This is a genomic window from Protofrankia sp. CiP1_Cm_nod4 (assembly GCF_982290645.1).
The window spans coordinates 1-3,389 of record NZ_CEVIVC010000255.1; the positions used below are offsets into that span (position 1 = coordinate 1).

Here is a 3,389-nt window from a genome sequence, read left to right on the forward strand (position 1 = left end):
CCTGGCCGCTCTGAACCGTGTCCATGATTTCCTTCGATCTGTCATCCGCTTCCACGATCGTATTGCTGATCACACGCCTCCCCGCCGGCCGGCGCGCGCCGCGAACGCGTCGAGGGCGGCGAGTACGGCGGTGGCCTGCCACATTCTGTTGCGGGTGAATCCGGTGAATTCGGTAAGAATGCCCGCTTCGACGAGCGGCGCGATGGCGCGCCGCGCGTTCTGCGGTGTGACGCCGAGTTCGGCGGCCACCGTGCCCGCGTCGACGACCGGCTGCCGCAGAAGCACATCGGCAAGCCGCCGGGCGCCGGAGTCCCGCCGGACCCGAAGCGTCTCCTCCCAGCTCGCACGAAGACCGCGCAGTTCGGCGGCAAGCTGACGCCCGTTCGTGACGGCCGCGAAGGAGGCGTGCGCCATCCGTTCCACGATTGCCGACAGATCTCCCTCGCGATAGGCGGTCAGGGCGTCGAAATAGGCCCCGGTCTCGGTGAGCAGCCCGGCGGAGACCGGGACGGTGACGTTACGGGCCAGCCCGTGACCGCGCAGCATCGCGTGTATCAACGCCCGGCCGGTACGTCCGTTCCCGTCGGGGAACGGGTGGATCGTCTCGAACTGGGCGTGCGCGATCGCGGCCTGACTCAGCGACGTCAGATCGGTCCTGCCGATGAACCGCACCAGGTCGTCCATCAGCGTGGGGATGTGGTGGTGGTGCGGCGGAACGAAGGCGGCGCCGTGCGGGCCGTAGGAATCCCCGCCGATCCACACCTGCTCCGCACGCCAGCGGCCGGCGATCCTCGGAGCGTTCCCGGACAGGTTCATATCCGTAATTGCACGATAACGATTTTGGACTGCCGCCCGCAGAGCAGCTACGAGATCACTATAGCGCCTAGGGCTACCATCGTCTGGGTAGCCGGGTGGGGCGGGGGGACGGTTTCTACCGCCGGGTGGGCCGCTGGTGCCGCCCGTGGCGGGGTCCGGGCCGGTGGCCTCCTCGTCACCGTCGGGGCGGACGGGCTGGCAGGTGGTCGCGAGTGGGGCGGGGCCGGCCGGCGACGCGCAGTTCCCGTCCGTTCCTTGTCCAGGCGCGCCATCCGCCGGTGACAGTCCATCATCCGCACAGGTACCGGGTACGCACTCCGGCAACAGGAACGGATCACCCTCCGGCGACCAGCCCGGCTGGGCCTCGATATCCGGCGCCGACGACCACACCGGCGACACTGGTGACAGCGGCGGCAGCGGCGGCGGGGCCATCGGGCGAATCACCGGCCGGGCCCTCGACACCGGTGTATCCGTCTTCCTCGTCACACCACCCGCACCGGTCGCACGCACACTCCGCACGCCCCCGCTGGCACCCGACTTCAACGTGATCGACGGCGGCGGACCGGACGCGGGCCCAGACCCACCTGCCGGCGACGTCGGCTCGTCTTCCACCCAGACCGGCTGAGGAATCCACCTTCGCGTCTCACCAGGCGCCGGCCTCGGCGCGGATCTCGGCCCCGAATCCCCCGACAGCAAAAACAGCAAACCCACAGCCACAGTCCCAAGAACCGCAGCGGAAGGAGCCCGCGCCAGAACACGACCCGCCGAAGCAACACCCCCGGCCTTACCCGCGACGTCAACAACCTCTTCGCCGATTTTCAATGCGATCAACGTGGGAAGATGCCCGATTCGGTCCGCAACCCGATCCGCAACGCTAAAAAGATGCCCGTTGGGATCGCTGTAGGTCAGCGGGTTGGCGTTGGCATAGACATACCGGTTGACGCCGGCCGACCCGGTCAGCGGCAGATCAATACCGTCCCGGGAAATGAACCCGCCGGTGGCCGGGGTGTACCAGCGGGCCTGCGCGGAGACCTTCGCGGTCGCCGGATCCGTCCACGAACCCTGGAAACCCACCCGCACCTACGCGCTACCCGCCGTCGTCGGCACCCCGAACGGATCGAACACCTTCTGATCTGCCAGCCCCGACCCACCCGTCGGGAACGCGGCCACCACATCCCCGTGGATATCGGCCAGCGGCACCCACGCCCCACCCGGGGTACCCAGACCGATCAGATCCCCGTCCGGGTCCCGCGCATACGTCGACACCCCATCCCCGACCGGCTCCTTCCCGCTCCCGGCATACGACAACGCCGTACCCGCACGCACCGCCAGGCTGGTCGCGCGGGCGGCCGGGGGCGGTTGGCATACCGCGCACCGGGGCTTCGTCGCGGTGGCCGAGGCGGAGGGGATCGTGGTCACCGCCCCGGCGCCCGGGGCCGGTGAGCCGGGGCGGGGACGAGGAGAACGCCGCCGGTGAACAGGCGGGTACCGGCGGCGAGGCGGGCGGGGAAGGCCGCGGGCCCGGCGGAGGGCGGCCGGCGCGGTCGGTGTCCGGGCCACTGCCCGCCGTCGGGGTGCTCGGGATCGACGACCACCGCCGGGGCCGCCCCCGCTACCACACCGGGACCCGGCCACCGGCGGCTGGGTCGCGGACGCCGACCGCTGGCAGACCGGGCTGTTCGACTCCGCCGGCGGCCACGGCCTGCTCGGGGCGGTCGAGGGCAGGACCGCGGCGGCCACGGCCGGCTGGATCGGCGCCCAGCCCGCCGCCTGGCGCGCCGGCATCCGGGCGGTGACGATCGACATGTCCACCGTCTACCGGTCGGCCGCCCACGACGCACTCCCGCACGCGATGATCGCCGTCGACCCGTTCCACGTCGCGCAGCTCGCGAACACGGCCGTCGGCGACGTCCGCCGCCGGACCACCTACCAGCTGCGCGGCTGCCGCGGCCGTGCCACCGACCCCGAGTACACGATCCACCCTGCTGCTCCGCGGCCCCGGCACGCTCTCGAAGACAGGTCGCGACAGAATCCTGACGACGCTGGCCGACCTCGGCGGCCAGGAGGGCTTCGCGCTCGGCGCCGCCTGGCGCGCGAAGAACCACCTGCTCGGCCTGCTCGCGCTCTCCCCGGCCCGCACCGGCCGCGCGGCCACCCGCACCGACATCGACAGGGCCCTGACCAGGTTCTTCGAGTACTGCGCCACCATCGGCGCGACCGTCCCCGAGATCGTCACCCTCGCCGAAACGGTCTCGGACTGGCGCGTCGAGATCACAGACGCCGTCCTGCACGGCCTGTCCAACGCCGCCGCCGAAGGAGTCAACAGGCTGATCAAACTCGTCTACCGGACCGCCTTCGGCCTCACCAACGTCGCCAACCAGTAACGCCGCGCCCGCTACGTCGCCTCCCGCTCCACCCGCCCTACCTGGATACATCCCGCCACGAACTACACCTTGACAGTGTGATCAGGCGACTACACATTCCAGCCCAGTGCGGAGAGCCCCGTAACCCCCGACAAAAATCATTTCCCCCAACCCGGGGCGGTTCAATCCCTATCAGGCGAAATTCCTTGG

The 3,389-nt window shown here is 70.6% G+C and carries 3 protein-coding genes and 2 pseudogenes; 2 read left to right on the forward strand and 3 right to left on the reverse strand.

Annotated elements, in window-relative coordinates; translation table 11 throughout:
* Positions 1-69: 69 nt before the first annotated feature.
* The 3 genes and pseudogenes from AC5LSR_RS23780 to AC5LSR_RS23790 form a co-directional block, all read right to left on the reverse strand.
* Complete coding sequence (locus tag AC5LSR_RS23780) at positions 70-816, reverse strand: Fic family protein (RefSeq protein ID WP_493469064.1); 747 nt, start codon at positions 814-816, stop codon at positions 70-72.
* Positions 817-1,758: 942 nt separating this feature from the next.
* Positions 1,759-1,896: pseudogene (locus AC5LSR_RS23785) on the reverse strand (RHS repeat-associated core domain-containing protein); the annotation flags it as partial.
* Entirely contained in the window at positions 1,897-2,235 is a 339-nt protein-coding gene (locus AC5LSR_RS23790) for a hypothetical protein (RefSeq protein WP_493469062.1), read from the reverse strand. It abuts the pseudogene before it with no gap.
* A 283-nt stretch (positions 2,236-2,518) separates the two neighbouring features.
* On the opposite strand from AC5LSR_RS23790, the pseudogene AC5LSR_RS23795 reads away from it, so the two are divergent.
* Positions 2,519-2,698 (forward strand): annotated as a pseudogene (locus tag AC5LSR_RS23795) (transposase); the annotation flags it as partial.
* A gap of 70 nt (positions 2,699-2,768) precedes the next feature.
* Positions 2,769-3,200, forward strand: coding sequence for a transposase (locus AC5LSR_RS23800; protein WP_493469063.1), 432 nt, complete (start codon positions 2,769-2,771; stop codon positions 3,198-3,200).
* The last annotated feature ends 189 nt before the right edge of the window (positions 3,201-3,389 follow it).

Excerpts from the sequence above, each read along its gene's own strand:
- AC5LSR_RS23780 (WP_493469064.1), bottom strand. The coding sequence starts at position 816 with ATGAACCTGTCCGGGAACGCTCCGAGGATCGCCGGCCGCTGGCGTGCG.